We start from the raw sequence: 16,480 nt of genomic DNA on the forward strand, positions 1-16,480 counted from the left end.
TATTTATTGTAGCAAAGCTCTATGAATCTATAAAAACAAAAATTAGATTCTGGTGATTTTATAAAAATATTTTTTTGCATAAGGGTGTAGCATAAATTTTTTTTAATTAAATTCATGTTAATATCACAAAAATACTTAAAATTAGGACGAAGTAATGGCAAAGCTAGATGAAATTGCTGTATTAAATGATGGCAATGGATATTATGCAAATTTAGAACGAATGATTATTAGTGCAATACTATTTGACCCTAGTATTTTTGAGGGGATTGTTGATGCTTTAGAATCTAAAGATTTTGCATATCCTGCAAATCGCCATATCTTTGATATTTGTGTCAATCTTTATAAACAGGGCAATCCTATAGATGAAGAAATTGTAAAAAATCGTTTAAATCAAAAAATAGTTAGCGAGAATGAATATGTTGCGATTTTTGCAGCAAATCCTATTGGAAATCTTGAAGCTTATATTAAAGAATTAAAAAATATTTCTTTAAAAAGAGAACTACACGCTTTAGCCAATGTGTTAAGAGAGCAGTCTTTAATAGGTGAGTTAGATAGTGACACTATATTAGAGAGTGTTGAAAAAAAGATTTATGAAATTTCTACACAAACTACACAAAAAGATTTTAGAAAAATGTCAGATATTTTAGAATCTACTGCAAATATGATACTTGAATTAAAGAAAAATGGAAATCAGATAGTAACAGGTGTTCCCACAGGATTTACTGATCTTGATAAAGTTACTACTGGTTTTAATAAAGGGGATTTGGTTATTATTGGTGCAAGACCATCGATGGGAAAAACAACTTTGGCTTTAAATATGATACAAAACGCTCTAAATCACAATATAGGAGTGGCAATGTTTAGCTTAGAGATGCCTGCTGAACAATTAATGTTAAGAATGCTTTCTTCTTTAACCTCTATTAGTCTACAACAGCTAAAAATAGGAATGCTTGATGAAAATGAAATAGGAAAACTAACAAATAGTATAAATTATATGCGAGAAAAGGAGTTTTTTGTTGATGATGAAGGGGCGTTAGGTATTACACAATTACGCTCCAAACTTAGAAGATTAAAATCTAAGAATCCAAATATTAGACTTGCAGTAATTGATTATTTACAGCTCATGAAAGGAAGTGGAAAAGATCGCCATCTTGAAGTAAGTGAGATTAGTAGGGGGCTAAAAGTTCTGGCAAGAGAATTAGAAATCCCTATCATTGCACTTTCTCAGCTTAATCGTTCTTTAGAAAGTAGAGATGATAAAAAACCTATTTTGTCAGATTTGCGAGAATCTGGTTCTATTGAGCAAGATGCAGATATTATTTTATTTTTATATCGTCATGAGGTTTATGCTAAGAGGGAATTGGAGCAAAAAATTACAAAAGAAACAGAAGCAGGGAAAGATACTCTTGCTTTGAAAGCTAAACTTAGAGACATGTTACAAAGTGAGAGTAGTGATGCTTTAGTTATTGTTGCAAAAAATAGAAATGGGGAAACTAGAGATGTGCCCTTACAATTTAGTAAGAAAGTTACGAGATTTGAAAATAAGGCGAGTAGGGAGGATATGGCAGAAGAAAAGTCCTATCAAGCTACAAAAAATTATGATGAGAAAAATTTAGGTGAATCTATAGAAATGCCATCTAGATTTTAAGCTTTTTAGAATAAAAAAACTATCTTTTAAGGCAAAAAATGGAATAAAAAAACTATCTTTTAAAATAAAAAAACTATTTTTTAGAAAAATGACCTCCCTATTTTACGGAGTTTAAAGCACTAAAAACACCTCTTAAACAAGAATCATTAAACAAGATTCTTATATTAAACAAGAGCAAATCAAAAATTTTTTTTTAATTCTTCTTGGCAAAAAAATACAAAGCAAAAAGACAAAAATTAAGCTTTTTAGAATAAAAAAACTATCTTTTAAGGCAAAAAATGGAATAAAAAAACTATCTTTTAAAATAAAAAAACTATTTTTTAGAAAAATGACCTCCCTATTTTACGGAGTTTAAAGCACTAAAAACACCTCTTAAACAAGAATCATTAAACAAGATTCTTATATTAAACAAGAGCAAATCAAAAATTTTTTTTTAATTCTTCTTGGCAAAAAAATACAAAGCAAAAAGACAATTTTTAATTAAAGCTAGATAAAAATAAAAACATATCTTAAAACGCACAGAATTAGCCTAAAAATCGTTTAAAATGAATTACCCTATACCATACCTTTACTTGAATAAAAAAATGAATTAAAAGGCAAAATCAAAAATTTTTTTTAATTCTTCTTGGCAAAAAAATAATTAAAATACTATCACCTTTATTTTTTCTTTAAGGTAAAATATTAAAGAGGTATTATGCAAATAATATTAAGTATAAGATTTTTCTATCTTCAAGCTATCTAAAAGGATATTATTAATGACTACGCAATCCCTAACTACTAAGACCTCTAACAAAAAAATTATTAAACAAAAAATTAAAAAATTTATAGTAACCCAAGACAATCGCTTTGTTTATGCAAAATATGATATGAATGCTAATGAAATTAAACTTTTTATGTGGATAATTGCACATTTAAATAGTGAAAATGAAACCTTTTTTAAAATATTTCAAATCCCGATTAGTGAAATTTTTGAAATATGGCAATGGAAATCAACAAGTATGGGACATAAATATTTACGAGATATTTGTTACTCGATGGCAAAAAAAGTTTATGTGGAAGATTTTAGATTGTTAGACAAAAACACAATGAATGAAAAAAATGTTTTTAAAGTAATGCCAATTTTTAAATTTATTGAATATGAAAAAGGACAATACTATATAACTTGTCAATTTGGGGAAACTAGAGATGTACCCTTACAATTTAGTAAGAAAGTTACGAGATTTGAAAATAAGGCGAGTAGGGAGGATATGGCAGAAGAAAAGTCCTATCAAGCTACAAAAAATTATGATGAGAAAAATTTAGGCGAATCTATAGAAATGCCATCTAGATTTTAAGTTTTTGTTTTGCAAAAATTATTATCAAGCCCTTTTAGTGGGGAAATTTTTACAAACTCTAAAGAATGGATTATTTTTTTTATTTTTCTTGGCGGAGTATTGTTTTATAATCTTTTTAGTGCCTATAAGGATTATAAATCTTATCAACAGCCCGATGCTTATGAAATTAGAGGTGAAGTTAAGATTCAGTATCTTAAAGAAAAAAATGATAAAAAATATTTTGTTTTAAAATTACAAGATAGTAAAAATTATACTTTTTATCTTACTTCTTTTGAAGATCTTAAAGACATTACTTATCGTAAAGTGCGTGTATATGGGAAAATAGGGCGGTGTAGTTTCTGGAAATTTTTAAAAAGCTGCTATTTTCAGGCCTATAAAATTAGTTTACTTCCTGATAAAGATTATAAAAAACCTTTGCGGGGTTTTATTGATAAGCAGCATGAGGATTTAGATAGTGCAATTTTATATAAAGCTTTGTTTTTTGGTGATGGAGTAAATTTAAAATGGAGAAATTTTTCAAATGTTACAGGAATAGCCCACCTTATTGCAATTAGCGGTTTTCATTTGGGAGTGCTTTCTGGAATCCTTTTTGTGTTATTTTCTCTGTTTTATAAATTCTTTCAAAAGCACTATTTTACCTATCGTAATATTTTTTATGATTTAGGGTTTCTAGTATTGTTGTGTATGTATGGTTATCTTGTATTTTTGGATTATCAACCTGCATTTTTTAGGGCATTTTTGATGGCTTTATTGGGTTATTTTTTTTATTTTAGTGGTGTGAAAATTTTATCATTTAAAATGTTAGGGATTGTTGTAGTGATTTGTTTAGCAGTTTTTCCTTCCTTTATTTTTAATATTGGATTTATTTTGTCTGCATCAGGAGTATTTTTTATTTTACTTTTTGTGAAGCATATCCCTAAAAAAAGATGGTGGAGTTATGTTTTATGGTTTGATATTTGTATATTTTTATTGATGGGTATTGTAGTGCATTTTTATTTTCCTTATTTTTCACCTTATCAATTTATCTCGATTCTTATTAGTTTAATGTTTGTAATTTATTTTCCAATAGTATTGATTGCCCATATTTTTGGAATCGGAGGGATTTTTGATAAAGTTTATATAGAAGCATTGAAGTTTGATATTCCTTTTATAGAATTTTATGCGCCATGGTATTTGCTGTTTTTTTATATGTCTTTATGTGTTTTTGCGGTTTTTTCTAAAAAATTTTTTTATGGAGCGTTAGGGGTTAGTGTGATATTTTATGTTTTTTTGTTTATAAGATTTCTTTTGAGATGAGGTAAAAATTTTTATATAATAAAAATAAAAAGAGTTTTTATGAAATGGATTTTTCGTTTATTGGGCAAGGGGATTTTAGTAATTTTGCCTTTTGTTATTTTGATATGGATTTTATCTTTTGTTTTTAGTATTGTAAATTATATTGTGCAATTTGTTTTTAACACAACGTCAAATAGTGTTTTGGGTACTTCTATTGTGCTTGTTGTGATGTTTTTAACTTTAATTTATGCAGGTTATTTGTTGGAAAAAAATCGTGAGTTTTTGCTATTAAAAATTTCAGAATTTGTGATTGAAAAGATTCCAGGGATTGGTGCTGTGTATGCAGTTTTGAAGGATATGGTTAAAATGTTTAGTGGTTCTGGGGGGCAGAGTTATTTGGGTGTAGCATTTGTAAGTCTTGCAGGAAATGATGTGATTGGCTTTATTACTAAAGAAGAAGAGGAGTTTTTTTGGGTTTTTGTTCCTACTACACCAAATCCTACTTCCGGAATCTTGCTGCGTGTGCCAAAAGATAAAATTAGAAAAACTGACATGAATGTTTCTGATGGTTTGAAAAAAGTTGTATCTTTAGGAATTAAATAATTAGGATAAAAGATGTTTAGAAAAATAAAAAATTTTAGTGAATTGGTAATGTTTGAACATACGGTATTTTCTGCAGCTTTTAGTCTTATGGCAATTGTGATTTCTCTTTATGAAAAATCTTTAGATCAATGGGATTTTTGGGAAAATTTTAAGTTGTTTTTATGGTGTATTGTGGCATTGATTGGGGCGCGGAATTTTGCAATGGCTTTTAATCGTTTTTGTGATCGCGATATTGATTCTAAAAATTCTCGTACCAAAAGTCGCCCTAGTGTAGATGGAAGAGTAGGAGTGGCTGCACAAATTGTTTTTTGTCTTATTAATGCTTTTTTGTTTGTAATGGCGAGTTATTTTATTAACACTCTTGCTTTTTTTCTTTCGTTTGTTTTTTTGGTGATTTTGGCAGGATATTCTTATGTGAAGCGTTTTAGTGTTTTAGCTCATTATGTACTAGGGGTGTGTCTTGGTTTAGCACCTATTTCTGGAGCTATTGCTATGCTTGGTATGGTGCCTATATGGAGCATTGCATTATCTTTAGGGGTAATGTTTTGGGTTGCAGGATTTGATTTATTGTATTCTCTACAAGATTTAGAGTTTGATAAAAAAGAAGGCCTTTTTTCTTTTCCTGCAAAATTTGGAGAGAAAAAAACTCTTGTGGTTTCAAGAATCTCACATATTCTTGCGGTGATATTTTGGTTATTGTTTGTTTTGCTTTGTGGAGGAGGTTTTTTTGCATTTGTTGGATTGACAATTTCTGCAATTATGTTAGTTTATGAGCAATATATTGTTTTTAAAGATTTTAGAAATATTCCTAAGGCATTTTTTGTGACAAATGGATATTTGGGATTTGTGTTTTTAGGATTTATGATTCTAGATGTTTTGGCAAGGATGTATTATGCATAAGCTTTATGAATTTTGTAAAGATAGAGGGATAAATACAAGAGTAGTTGAAAGTGTTATTGCAGTGGAATTTTCTCTTGAAAAAAAAGAGTTTCTGGAGGAGTATTTTAGAATTGGTGCGGCGTATGAGGATGTAAATCCTTGGGGAAATAAATTAAAAGATAGGGGTGAGGATACTTTGGTTTTGGAGATTTTGATGGAATTGTATAAAAAAATCTCTCGATTAGAACATAGAATGATTAGACAGGAACTTGATCTTGTTGCCTTGGAATCAAAAAGTAATATTTTAGCTCTAGGGCATGGAGTGTTATTTTTGGAAGATGAGATATTAGAGGTTGGGAGTATTTATTATTTGCGTTTTGTTTTACCAAGTTTTTCTGATAGAATTATAGCGATTTTTGCTAAGGCGTTGAGTGTAAATATTTTACAGATTACAAAGATGCAAGCAAGGGATATTCAAGATTTTGATAGCTATATTGCAAATACAGAGATGGCAACAATAAGAGTGCAAAAATATTTAAAGGGAGAGTAAATGATAAATGAAGTGATCATGGGGATTAGTGGAATAGTTTTTATTTTGCTATGCGTCGTTGTAGATCTTTATTTAAAGGACAAAAAAAATACCAAAAAATATGCACTTTTGGAAGAGAGTATTGATAAATTCACAAATGAGCTACATCAATTACAAAGAAATATACAAGAAATCAAAGTAAAAGAAGAGTTTGTGCGATTGACAATGGGAGATGAATTTCAAAATAATGTGGAATCAGGACTTAATCAATTTTATCAACAATTAAAGGAAATGAAAGAGAATATTAGAAACGAGAGAAATTATCTTGAAGAAAAAATCATAAAACTTGAGAATAGAGTGCGTGATTTTGGTTATTTAAGTGGTGATAGCGATGTAGATGAAAAAAGAATTATTGCGTTATTTCAGGAAGGTTGGAGTATAGATTCTATTGCAAAAGAGTTGCGTATAGGACGTGGCGAAGTAGAATTTACATTAAAGTTGGCAGATATTTAAGGAAATAGCTTGAAGCTTGTAGAGTTTTTTCCTGATGATGCATCTTGTAGTTATTTGGAAGATAAAACACATACATTTCGATATTTTTATATTGAGGAATGTAGCGCACATTTTTATAAAGGATTATTAGAGCGAGGTTGGAGGAGATTTGGGGAGTATTTTTTTGTGCCGATTTGTAAGTCTTGTGATGCTTGTAAGACAATTCGACAAAAAACAGGGGAATTTTTGCCTACACGAAATCACAAAAGAGTGCTAAAAAATAATCAAGATATAAGAGTAATTTTACAGAAACCTAGTTTGAGTGATGAAAAATTGGTGTTGTATGATAAATATCATCGTCATATGGAATTAAAAAAACAATGGAAATATCAAAAAGTTAGTGAGCGGTATTATTACGACACTTTTGTGGTAGGGAGTTTAAATTTTGGATATGAGATAAATTATTTTTTAGATGAGCGACTTTTGGGGGTTGGGTATTTAGATATATTGCCAGATGCGATGAGTGCAATTTATTTTTTTTACGATCCAGATGTAGAAAAACGCAGTTTTGGGGTTTTTAATATTCTTACGCAGCTTTATATTGCTAAGCAAAAAAATATTTCTTATTTCTATCCTGGATATTGGATAGATGGACACAAAAGTCTTGGATATAAATCACGCTTTAAGCCTTTTGAGATTTTATGTAATACTCCAGATATTTTTGATACAGCAATTTATAAAAATTATAGGAGTGTTGATGACTAATAAAATGTCTAGAATTTTTGGAAGGTTTGCAAATCATGCATTTCCAAAATTTTTTCAAATTTTTATCAATCGTATATATGTAAAAATTTTTAAGATTGACTTGAGTGATTTTGATAGCATAGAAACCTATAAAACCCTTAATGCATTATTTACCAGAAAACTAAAAAAGCCACGAAGATTTTGTAGAAATGAGGATACAATCATTGCTCCGACAGATAGTGTGATTACGGAGTTTGGGAAAGTGAAGCAAGATAGGGCTTTGCAAATTAAGGGAATGGAGTATAGTGTAAAAGAGCTTTTGGGTGAAGAAATAGATTCTTGTTATAGTTTTATCAACTATTATCTTTCACCAAAAGATTATCATCGCTATCATAGTCCTTGTGATTTAAGGGTGCTTGAGGTAAGATATTTTGGCGGAAAGCTTTTACCGGTAAATTTGCCATCTTTGAAAAAAAATCAAAGTTTATTTGTGCAAAATGAACGCGTGGTAATTGTGGCAGAGGATAAAAATAAAGAAAAATTTTTCTTTGTTGCTGTTGGAGCTTTAAATGTTGGTAAAATATTAGTTCATTTTGAATCAAGGGTGCAGACCAATGCAATTGCTAATGGGCGAAATAATTTTTGTTATGATCAAGAAATTTTGCTTAAAAAGGGTGATGAGATTGGAATGTTTGAAATGGGATCAACTGTTGTTGTCTTTGCAAAAAATATAAATTTAGAAGTTTCATTAGGACAACAAGTATTGTTTGGAGAGACGATAGGAAAATTTTAAGGAAGTAACATGGAAGAAGAAATTAAGAGTCTTTTGCAAAAGCATCAAGCACTTTTAGTGGCACACTTTTATCAAAAAGATGCAATTGTAAATCTTGCGCATTTTTGTGGCGATAGCTTGGAGTTGGCAAAAAAAGCTACTTCTGATTCTAGGGATTTGGTAATTTTTTGTGGAGTAGGATTTATGGGGGAGAGTGTGAAGATTTTGGCTCCTCATAAAAGAGTATTGATGCCAAAAATTTCTTGCTGCTCGATGGCTAGGATGGTGAGTAGTGATTATTATGATCGTTCTGTGGATATGTTAGAAAGTTATGGAATTACAGATTTTATTCCTATTACTTATATTAATTCTAGTGCAGAAGTAAAGGCAAAGGTTGGTGCCATGGGAGGGATGGTATGTACAAGCGCGAATGCAAAAAAGATTTTTGAGCGTATTTTACAAGAAAATAAAAAAATATTTTTCTTACCGGATCGTTGTTTGGGTGAAAATTTGGCAAATATGTATGGTTTATCTTGTGGAATCTTGGGTGTGGATAATAAGGAAAAAATTTTAGATTCCCAAGTGATTTGTTATAATGGATTTTGTTCTGTACATCAGCTTTTTACCCCTGAAGATATTGATTTTTTTAGGGAAAATTATAAGGATATTAAAATTGTTGTGCATCCAGAGTGTAAGCCTGAAGTGGTAAAAAAGGCTGATTTTGTAGGATCAACTAGTCAAATTATTGCTTATGTAACATCTTTACCAGCATCACAAAGTGTGGCAGTGGGTACAGAGTTTAATTTGGTTTCACGGCTAAGACCACATGCTAAAGAAAATACTTTTGTTCTTTCTAGTACGATTCCAGAATGCCCTACAATGAATGAAACAGGGTTAAATGATATTTTGAAATTATTGTATTCTTATGACCAAGGACGAGTGCATAATGAGATTGTATTAGAGGAGCACATTAGGAAAGATGCGGCCTTAGCTTTAGAGAGAATGTTGGAGATTTCTTGATGAATAAAGAAGAATTTTTACGCTTAATGTATGATGAAGATATTGGCAGAGGAGATTTGTTTGAAAAAATTGGTCCGAAGGATTTGAGATCAAAGGCTTGGATCAAAGCAAAGAGCAAGGGGGTTTTTTCAGGAGTAGAATATGTAGAAGTGCTCTGTAAAATGCATCAATTAGAAGCAAAATTTTTTAAGCAGGATTCTGAACTTTTTGCTTATGGGGATGCATTGGTTGAAATAGAGGGTAATTATACTTTACTTTTAAAATTAGAGCGTTGTATTTTAAATATCTTGCAGCATTCTAGTGGGATTGCGACACTTACGCATAGCTACAAAGAGATTTTAAAAGACACAAAAGTAGAATTGTTGGATACAAGAAAAACGCGCCCTTTGTTGCGAGTTTTTGAAAAATATTCTGTAAGAAATGGTGGGGGTAAGAATCATCGTTTAGGACTTGATGATGCATTGATGCTTAAAGATACACATTTAAAATATATCCCTAATAGTGATTTGAAGCAATGGATTAATCAAGCGAGAAAAAAGATTCCTTGGACAAGTAAGATTGAGATTGAGAGTGAGAGTATTGAGTTTGCAAAATTTGCTATGGAATGTGGGGTAGATATAGTAATGTGTGATAATATGAAGCCTAGTGAAATACGCGAAGTTGTGGCATATCGCAATAAAGAATATCCGTATGTATTATTGGAAGCAAGTGGAGATATTACAAAAGAAAATCTTTTGGAATATGCACAAACTGGTATTGATGCAATTAGTTCGGGTGCGCTGATTCATAAGGCAGTCTGGGTTGATATGAATATGAAAATGCTATAGAATTTTAGATTCTCTTTAAGAGAATCTAAATGCTTTTAGAGTTGCTTTTCTAAAAGCGCAAAGAGTTTTTGTGTAAAGTTTTTTGCATTTTGAATGCTCCCTTTTTCAAGGAGTGTTGCAGAATCTAATAATAAAACAATATAATCTTCCAAAGTAGCTTTGTCTTGCACTTCTTTTAATTTTTGAATAATTGGATGATTAATATTGATTTCTAGAATTTTTTGTGCTGGAGGAACTGGCTGACCCATTTGACGCATGAGATTTGCCATCATTGCATTTTCTTCTTCACCGATTAATGCTACTGGAGATTGTAGAGTATTGGAGAGTTTGACATCTTTGATTTGATCTTTTGTAATTTCTTTGATAGTATTGCAAAGGCTCTCAAAATCTTTTTGTATATTTTCATCAATACTATCTAGTCCTAATTCTTCTAAAGCATTTTTGCTCGATGCGTCTTTTAGCGGAGTTTTTTCATATTCGCTAACATTTGGCATTACAAAAGAATCTACCTCTTCATTGAGTAATAAAACACTATAGCCTTTTTTTGCATATTTTTCTAAAAGTGGAGAAGCTTTCAGGAGATCAAGATTTTCTCCAAGAAGATAGTAGATGCTTTTTTGATCACTTGGCATAGAGTTTTTATAGGATTTTAAAGAGATCATAGAATCTTGAGTGTTGGTATGAAATCTTAGAAGTTCAAGAATTTTATCTTTATTTTCATAATCGCTATAAAGTCCTTCTTTAAGTACTTTTCCAAAGTTATCATAAAAATCTTTATATGTTTTTTCATCCTTGGCAAGGTTGGCAATTTCACTAAGAATTTTTTTTGTAGAAGCAGATTTGATATTTGCTAAGATTTTGTTTTGTTGTAAAATTTCTCTACTTACATTTAAAGGAAGATCTTCGCTATCAATTATCCCTTTGACAAATCGTAAGTATTGTGGAAGCAATTCTTTGTCATCATCCGTGATAAATACACGCTTTACATAAAGTTTAACTCCTGATTGATAATCAACGCGATAGAGATCAAAAGGTGCATTTTTTGGAATAAAAAATAAAGTGGTGTATTCTAAATTCCCCTCTACTTTTGTGTGTACCCAGCTAAGAGGATCATTATTGTCATGGCTAAAGCTTTTATAAAATTCTTTATAATCCTCATCTTTTAATTCATTTTTAGAGATTTTCCAGATTGCTTTAGCGTTATTGATTTGATCTACTTTATCTTCTTTGGTTTCTTTTTTATTTTCACCTTCGCCTTCAAATTTGCTTTGTGTGTAATGTAAAAAAATAGGGAATTGAATGTGGTCAGAATATTTTTTTATAATATTTTCAATTTCCCATTTCGAAGCAAAATGCTTGTCTTCATCTTTTAGATACAGAGTGATTTGTGTTCCTTGAGATTCTTTTGTGCAAGGATTGATTTCATATTCTCCTTTGCCATCGCTAATCCATGCAAAAGCTTGATTTTCACCTGCTTTTTTTGTCTGTACAATAATTTTATCTGCTACCATAAATGCAGAATAAAATCCTACACCAAATTGTCCAATGAGTGCGGAATCTTTTTTCTTATCACCACTGAGATTAGAAAGGAAGCTTTTTGTACCAGATTTTGCAATTGTTCCTAGGTGATTAATCAAATCCTCTTCATTCATTCCGATTCCATTATCTTCTAAGGTTATAGTTTTTTTTGTTTCATCAAAATGGATTGTGATTGCCGGTTGGAATGTAAGGTTTTTTAACTTTTCATCTGTTAGAGTAAGATAATTTAGTTTGTCAAGTGCATCGGAGGCATTAGAAATAAGCTCTCTTAAAAAAATTTCTTTATTAGAATAAAGCGAATGAATCATTAGGTCTAAAAGTTGGTTAATTTCAGTTTGAAAATTATGTTTTTTGCTCATACAAACTCCTTAAAATAAATTTAGCAGATTGTAGCAAAAATTGATAAATTTTATAAAACTTTATAGGAGTGATATAAAGTTTTTTTAGTGTAATAATATATATTTAAGTATTGTCAATAGACAAAAATTTTAAATTATTTTGGATAAAAAATAGTGTATGATACGAGGAAAATATCTTTAATAAAAGTAGGTTAATTTATGAAAAAAATACTATTTTTGTCATCTCTGGGTGGGATACTAGAATTTTATGACTTTATTATTTTTATTTTCTTTGTTGCGATTATTAATAAAATTTTTTATCCTCCAACAGATGATGGTTTTTGGGGGCTTATTGGTGTGTATTCTACTTTTGCGGTGGGATATTTTGCACGGCCATTGGGAGGGATTATTATGGCGCATTTTGGTGACAAAAAAGGAAGGAAAAATGTATTTTTACTTTCTGTGCTTTTGATGGTGATTCCTACTTTTGTGCTTGGTATATTGCCTAGTTTTGAGAGCATTGGGTATTTTGCACCTTTGATATTGGTGATAATTAGAATCTTGCAAGGTGTGGCAGTAGGGGGAGAGTTGCCTGGAGCGTGGGTATATGTAAGCGAACATTTTAGTAAAAATAAATTAGGCTTTGCAATTGGAGTTTTGACCGCATCCGTTACAGGAGGCATTTTTGTTGGAGGGTTTGTAACTTTATTGTTGTATATGCTTTTTAGTGAAGAACAGATTAATAGCTGGGCTTTTAGAATTCCTTTTTTGCTTGGTGGAGTTTTTGGAATCTTTTCGATTTATTTAAGAAAAATGTTGAACGAATCGCCAGAATTTTTGGCTATTCAAAAAAGTAATGGATCGATTTTGCCTATTAAGGAGATGTTGAAATTTTCTAAGATTGATATTTTTGTAGGTATGATGCTTACTTGGATTCTTACAGGTTGTATTGTAGTGCTTGTGCTTTTGATGCCAAATTTTATGGAGAGTATTTTAAAGCTTAATCATTTTGAACGTTTAGATGTGCAGATTTTTGCAGTGTTTTTTACAAGTCTTTCTTGTATTTTTGTGGGGATTTGTGTAGATAGATATGGGTTTATAAAAAGTTTGATGGCTTTTTTTGTATTTTTTATTTTAAGTAATGGTATGTATTTTTATATATTAAGCCAGATGAATCCTAATGCACAAATTGTGCTTGCAACATATTTATTAACCACTTTTGCAAATGGGGTAATGGTTTTTTGTCCTCTTGCTATGGTGTTGCTATATCCTGTATATTATCGTTTTAGTGCCCTAAGCTTTGCATATAATATTGGATATGCAATTTTTGGGGGCATTGCTCCTATTGTTGCGACATTTTTTATGCAGAAAAATATTATGGGACTTGGATATTACATGATATTTTTAGGAATACTTGGGATTATTATAGGTATGTATTTAAAACTACAAATAAAAAAGAGATAAATTACCTTAGCTTTTGGCTAAGGTAATAAGATTATTTTGTAAGAGGAATGAGTAGACCCTCATAGAGTGCTTTGTAAACTTCTTCTCCTAGTAGATAACGCACAATCTCTAATCCAAAAAGTATTGCTGTTGCAGGACCTGCAGATGTGATAACATTTTTATTTACAACAATTGCTTGATTGAGGCGATTTCCATTTAAGCCATTTTCGCAACCTGGATAACAGGTAAAATCCCCACTTAAAATCCCTGCATGATTTAAAACTATAGGAGAAGCGCAAATTGCTGCAACAAGCTTATTTTTACTATGAAGATCTTGAATAATTTTAATGATAGTAGGGTTATTTTTAAGATTATTCATACCACCAAAACCACCGGCTAGAGCAATACCATCAAGTGAATTGAGATCAACTTTATCTAGAGTAGTTTCTGCTTGAATGCTAATATTGTTTGCACCTTTGACTAAGAGATTTTTATCCAAAGAAGCAATGATGACCTCAAAATCTGGTACGTTTTCGCTTGCTCTTTTTAAAACATCAGCAATGCCAATGAATTCAGCTTCTTCAAAGCCATCTGCTAGGGGAATTAGTATTTTTTTCATATTTTTCCTTTTTTAAAGATATTCCAGATTATATTTGAAAAATGTTATCCTTTTGTAAAAAATTATTCTTTTAATTTGTCTTTTAGGCGTAGTAATTCTTGTTTGGCTGCGATGAGTTGCTCATGTAAAAGATTAATTTCTAGTTTGAGGTTTTTTTCTTGTGCTAGGTTTTTGGAGAGTTGTGCGTGATAGAGAGTTTGTTTTTTTTCCGCGATTTGTTTTTGTAGAGATTTGATATATTCCTTACTTTCTTCTAGAATCATTGTATTATCACAGTGTTTTTTTAGATTGATAATTTGGTTTTTTAATTGTGTTGCTTTTTGTAAATCTTTTTTAGAATCCGCAATTTTTAGGCTTTCTTCAAGTATAGAAATTTTAAAATCACAAAGAATATCCGCAAAAGTTGTGTGAATAAGAAATAAAAAAATTAGTTGGTAACGCATAATACCCCTTAAGAAAAAATATTTTTAAAGTTTATCAAAAATACAATTGTTAATTCTAAGTATTTTTTTGGGAAGTGGAGAAAAATTCAAAGCAAAAAAGCTAGATTTGCTATAATTTCAATAAATAAATAATTAAATAAAAGGTAAAAAATGAAAAACATCCGTAATTTTTCAATTATTGCACATATTGATCACGGAAAATCAACATTGGCAGATCGCTTGATACAAGAATGCCATGGAGTGAGTGACAGGGAGATGGTTAGTCAAATTATGGATACGATGGATATAGAAAAAGAGCGTGGAATTACGATAAAAGCGCAATCTGTAAGATTGGAGTATCAATATAATAATGAATGGTATATTTTAAATTTAATTGACACACCAGGACATGTGGATTTTAGTTATGAAGTAAGTAGGAGTTTGAGTAGTTGTGAGGGGGCATTACTTGTTGTAGATGCATCACAGGGGGTAGAGGCGCAAACAATTGCAAATGTTTATATTGCACTTGATAATGATTTAGAGATTATTCCCGTAATTAATAAAATTGATCTTCCTGCCGCAGACCCTATGAGAGTAGCAGAAGAAATTGAACAAAGCATTGGGATTGATTGCACAGATGCTATGCAGGTGAGTGCAAAAAGTGGAGTAGGGATTAAAGAGTTGATTGAAAGGATTATTACGCAAGTACCACCGCCAAATGGTGATAAAAATGCTCCTACAAAAGCTTTGATTTATGATTCTTGGTTTGATAATTATTTGGGTGCTTTGGCTTTAGTGCGGGTGATTGATGGAGAGATTTCTATCAATCAAGAAGTTGTAATTATGAGCACAGGTAAAAAACAAGAGGTTTTAGGCCTTTATTATCCTAATCCTATACAAAGAATTTCTACTAAAAAAATTGGTTGTGGGGAAATTGGAATTGTATCTTTAGGGCTTAAGAGTGTAACAGATATTGCAGTAGGCGATAGTATTACAGATGCTAAAAATCCTACACCAGAGGCTGTGGCAGGGTTTATGCCTGCAAAACCTTTTGTTTTTGCGGGGCTTTATCCCATAGAGACTGATAAATTTGAAGATTTAAGAGATGCATTAAATAAATTAAAATTAAATGATTCTGCATTAAGTTTTGAACCTGAAACATCAGTGGCACTTGGTTTTGGATTTAGGGTTGGATTTTTAGGATTGTTACATATGGAAGTAGTAAAGGAGCGTTTGGAAAGAGAGTTTGATTTGGCATTGATTGCAACTGCTCCTACGGTGATTTATGAAGTGGAGCTTACAGATGGCAGCAAGGTTTTTGTACAAAATCCAAGCGAATTGCCCCCAGAGCAAAAAATTAGCAGTATTAAAGAGCCTTATGTTAAAGCTTCTATCATTACTCCGACAGAATATTTAGGTAATATTATCACTTTGCTTAGTAATCGTAGAGGGGTGCAGGAAAAAATGGATTATTTGAGTGAGACGAGAGTAATGCTTGAATATGCCATTCCCAGCAATGAAATTGTAATGGATTTTTATGATAAATTAAAATCTTGCACAAAAGGATATGCAAGTTTTGATTATGAACCTATAGAAAATAGGGAAGGAGATTTAGTAAAGCTTGATATAAGAGTGGCAGGAGAAGTGGTAGATGCACTATCTATTATTGTAGATAAGACAAAGGCTTATGAAAAGGGTAAAGCACTTGTAGAATCTATGAAGGAAATTGTACCAAGACAGCTTTTTGAGGTTGCGATTCAAGCAAGCGTTGGCAATAAGATTATTGCTAGAGAAACGATTAAATCTATGGGAAAAAATGTAACTGCAAAATGTTATGGTGGAGATATTACGCGTAAAAGAAAGCTTTTAGAAAAACAAAAAGAAGGTAAAAAGCGTATGAAGGCAATCGGAAAAGTAGAATTGCCTCAAGAAGCATTTTTAGCAGTTTTAAAAATCGATTGACCAATTTTTTATAAAAATTAAAATATTACTTAAA

16 protein-coding genes are annotated in these 16,480 nt (G+C 30.8%); 13 read left to right on the plus strand and 3 right to left on the minus strand.

Annotated elements, in window-relative coordinates; translation table 11 throughout:
• Nucleotides 1-154: 154 nt before the first annotated feature.
• The 11 genes from LW133_RS03185 to nadC all read left to right on the plus strand — a co-directional run bounded on the left by LW133_RS03185 (nucleotide 155) and on the right by nadC (nucleotide 10,123).
• Nucleotides 155-1,648 (plus strand): replicative DNA helicase, encoded by a 1,494-nt coding sequence (locus LW133_RS03185; RefSeq protein WP_233076332.1) that lies wholly within the window; start codon nucleotides 155-157, stop codon nucleotides 1,646-1,648.
• Between the two features lie 755 nt (nucleotides 1,649-2,403).
• Nucleotides 2,404-2,982, plus strand: coding sequence for a replication initiation protein (locus LW133_RS03190; RefSeq protein WP_233076334.1), 579 nt, complete (start codon nucleotides 2,404-2,406; stop codon nucleotides 2,980-2,982).
• Between the two features lie 9 nt (nucleotides 2,983-2,991).
• Entirely contained in the window at nucleotides 2,992-4,278 is a 1,287-nt protein-coding gene (locus LW133_RS03195; RefSeq protein ID WP_233076336.1) for a ComEC/Rec2 family competence protein, read from the plus strand.
• Nucleotides 4,279-4,317: 39 nt separating this feature from the next.
• A complete protein-coding gene (locus tag LW133_RS03200) occupies nucleotides 4,318-4,860 on the plus strand; it encodes a DUF502 domain-containing protein (RefSeq protein ID WP_233076337.1) in 543 nt (180 codons plus the stop codon).
• Nucleotides 4,861-4,872: 12 nt separating this feature from the next.
• Nucleotides 4,873-5,760 (plus strand): menaquinone biosynthesis prenyltransferase MqnP, encoded by an 888-nt coding sequence (gene mqnP / locus LW133_RS03205; protein ID WP_233076338.1) that lies wholly within the window; start codon nucleotides 4,873-4,875, stop codon nucleotides 5,758-5,760.
• Nucleotides 5,753-6,289, plus strand: coding sequence for a hypothetical protein (locus tag LW133_RS03210; RefSeq protein ID WP_233076339.1), 537 nt, complete (start codon nucleotides 5,753-5,755; stop codon nucleotides 6,287-6,289). Before mqnP ends, LW133_RS03210 begins: the two co-directional genes overlap by 8 nt.
• Nucleotides 6,290-6,781: a DUF6115 domain-containing protein gene (locus tag LW133_RS03215; protein ID WP_233076341.1), complete on the plus strand. Its 492-nt coding sequence runs from the start codon at nucleotides 6,290-6,292 to the stop codon at nucleotides 6,779-6,781.
• A 9-nt stretch (nucleotides 6,782-6,790) separates the two neighbouring features.
• A complete protein-coding gene (locus tag LW133_RS03220) occupies nucleotides 6,791-7,525 on the plus strand; it encodes an arginyltransferase (RefSeq protein ID WP_233076343.1) in 735 nt (244 codons plus the stop codon).
• Entirely contained in the window at nucleotides 7,518-8,297 is a 780-nt protein-coding gene (locus tag LW133_RS03225; RefSeq protein ID WP_233076345.1) for a phosphatidylserine decarboxylase, read from the plus strand. The genes LW133_RS03220 and LW133_RS03225 overlap by 8 nt, the downstream gene beginning before the upstream one ends.
• A gap of 9 nt (nucleotides 8,298-8,306) precedes the next feature.
• The gene (gene nadA, locus LW133_RS03230) at nucleotides 8,307-9,296 is read left to right on the plus strand and encodes a quinolinate synthase NadA (protein ID WP_233076347.1); all 990 of its coding nucleotides are present in this window, start codon (nucleotides 8,307-8,309) and stop codon (nucleotides 9,294-9,296) included.
• Nucleotides 9,296-10,123 (plus strand): carboxylating nicotinate-nucleotide diphosphorylase, encoded by an 828-nt coding sequence (nadC, locus tag LW133_RS03235; protein ID WP_233076350.1) that lies wholly within the window; start codon nucleotides 9,296-9,298, stop codon nucleotides 10,121-10,123. The genes nadA and nadC overlap by 1 nt, the downstream gene beginning before the upstream one ends.
• Before the next feature lie 35 nt (nucleotides 10,124-10,158).
• Here nadC and htpG read toward each other — a convergent pair whose 3' ends face one another.
• Nucleotides 10,159-12,021 (minus strand): molecular chaperone HtpG, encoded by a 1,863-nt coding sequence (gene htpG / locus LW133_RS03240; protein WP_233076351.1) that lies wholly within the window; start codon nucleotides 12,019-12,021, stop codon nucleotides 10,159-10,161.
• 198 nt (nucleotides 12,022-12,219) lie between these two features.
• On the opposite strand from htpG, the gene LW133_RS03245 reads away from it, so the two are divergent.
• Nucleotides 12,220-13,464: an MFS transporter gene (locus LW133_RS03245; protein WP_233076352.1), complete on the plus strand. Its 1,245-nt coding sequence runs from the start codon at nucleotides 12,220-12,222 to the stop codon at nucleotides 13,462-13,464.
• 31 nt (nucleotides 13,465-13,495) lie between these two features.
• On the opposite strand, the gene LW133_RS03250 is transcribed toward LW133_RS03245, so the two are convergent.
• Nucleotides 13,496-14,062 (minus strand): DJ-1 family glyoxalase III, encoded by a 567-nt coding sequence (locus tag LW133_RS03250; RefSeq protein WP_233076354.1) that lies wholly within the window; start codon nucleotides 14,060-14,062, stop codon nucleotides 13,496-13,498.
• A 62-nt stretch (nucleotides 14,063-14,124) separates the two neighbouring features.
• A complete protein-coding gene (locus LW133_RS03255) occupies nucleotides 14,125-14,505 on the minus strand; it encodes a DUF1090 family protein (protein ID WP_233076355.1) in 381 nt (126 codons plus the stop codon).
• Nucleotides 14,506-14,655: 150 nt separating this feature from the next.
• Between LW133_RS03255 and lepA the strand changes: the two genes are divergently transcribed.
• Entirely contained in the window at nucleotides 14,656-16,446 is a 1,791-nt protein-coding gene (gene lepA / locus LW133_RS03260; RefSeq protein ID WP_233076356.1) for a translation elongation factor 4, read from the plus strand.
• Nucleotides 16,447-16,480 lie beyond the last annotated feature (34 nt).

Source organism: Helicobacter anatolicus (genome assembly GCF_021300615.1).
GTDB classification, from domain to species: domain Bacteria; phylum Campylobacterota; class Campylobacteria; order Campylobacterales; family Helicobacteraceae; genus Helicobacter_H; species Helicobacter_H anatolicus.

Bases quoted from the DNA above. Each gene is read 5' to 3' on its own strand.
- LW133_RS03185 (WP_233076332.1), top strand. From the start codon at position 155: ATGGCAAAGCTAGATGAAATTGCTGTATTAAATGATGGCAATGGATAT.
- LW133_RS03190 (WP_233076334.1), top strand. From the start codon at position 2,404: ATGACTACGCAATCCCTAACTACTAAGACCTCTAACAAAAAAATTATT.
- LW133_RS03200 (WP_233076337.1), top strand. From the start codon at position 4,318: ATGAAATGGATTTTTCGTTTATTGGGCAAGGGGATTTTAGTAATTTTG.
- mqnP (WP_233076338.1), top strand. From the start codon at position 4,873: ATGTTTAGAAAAATAAAAAATTTTAGTGAATTGGTAATGTTTGAACAT.
- LW133_RS03210 (WP_233076339.1), top strand. From the start codon at position 5,753: ATGCATAAGCTTTATGAATTTTGTAAAGATAGAGGGATAAATACAAGA.
- LW133_RS03215 (WP_233076341.1), top strand. From the start codon at position 6,290: ATGATAAATGAAGTGATCATGGGGATTAGTGGAATAGTTTTTATTTTG.
- LW133_RS03225 (WP_233076345.1), top strand. From the start codon at position 7,518: ATGACTAATAAAATGTCTAGAATTTTTGGAAGGTTTGCAAATCATGCA.
- nadA (WP_233076347.1), top strand. From the start codon at position 8,307: ATGGAAGAAGAAATTAAGAGTCTTTTGCAAAAGCATCAAGCACTTTTA.
- nadC (WP_233076350.1), top strand. From the start codon at position 9,296: ATGAATAAAGAAGAATTTTTACGCTTAATGTATGATGAAGATATTGGC.
- htpG (WP_233076351.1), bottom strand. From the start codon at position 12,021: ATGAGCAAAAAACATAATTTTCAAACTGAAATTAACCAACTTTTAGAC.
- LW133_RS03245 (WP_233076352.1), top strand. From the start codon at position 12,220: ATGAAAAAAATACTATTTTTGTCATCTCTGGGTGGGATACTAGAATTT.
- LW133_RS03250 (WP_233076354.1), bottom strand. From the start codon at position 14,062: ATGAAAAAAATACTAATTCCCCTAGCAGATGGCTTTGAAGAAGCTGAA.
- LW133_RS03255 (WP_233076355.1), bottom strand. From the start codon at position 14,505: ATGCGTTACCAACTAATTTTTTTATTTCTTATTCACACAACTTTTGCG.
- lepA (WP_233076356.1), top strand. From the start codon at position 14,656: ATGAAAAACATCCGTAATTTTTCAATTATTGCACATATTGATCACGGA.